Source organism: Bacillus sp. AFS031507, from assembly GCF_002584635.1.
Taxonomy (GTDB): Bacteria; Bacillota; Bacilli; order Bacillales; family Cytobacillaceae; genus Neobacillus.
This window is the reverse complement of sequence record NZ_NUOW01000005.1, coordinates 22892-23153: the sequence shown is the minus strand read 5'-3', so window position 1 is coordinate 23153 and position 262 is coordinate 22892. Positions and strand designations below refer to the sequence as shown.

The following is a 262-nucleotide window of genomic DNA, read 5'->3' as shown; positions in this document are numbered from 1 at the left end:
TATTCATTTGAGGTAAATGGATTTGAATATCTGTTAGAACTTGAAGTTGATTTTCATTTCTTGTTTCTTTGTTTAAAGCTGTGTAAACCTGTCTAATATAGTAGTTGGTGATATTGTACAAGTTTTTCGCGTTAAAACAGAGTGAGTCACAGTAGTCGAACAATTCATGTTCCGACTGAATTTGTATTTTATAGGATCGATACATTTCATTCACCCCTCTCCAAAAGGAACAAACGTTCTGTTTATATTCCCATTATACCAA

1 pseudogene is annotated in these 262 nt (G+C 32.4%); it reads right to left on the bottom strand.

Annotated features, from left to right (window positions below):
• Positions 1-205: pseudogene (locus tag COE25_RS31205) on the bottom strand (RNA-guided endonuclease InsQ/TnpB family protein); the annotation flags it as partial.
• Positions 206-262 lie beyond the last annotated feature (57 nt).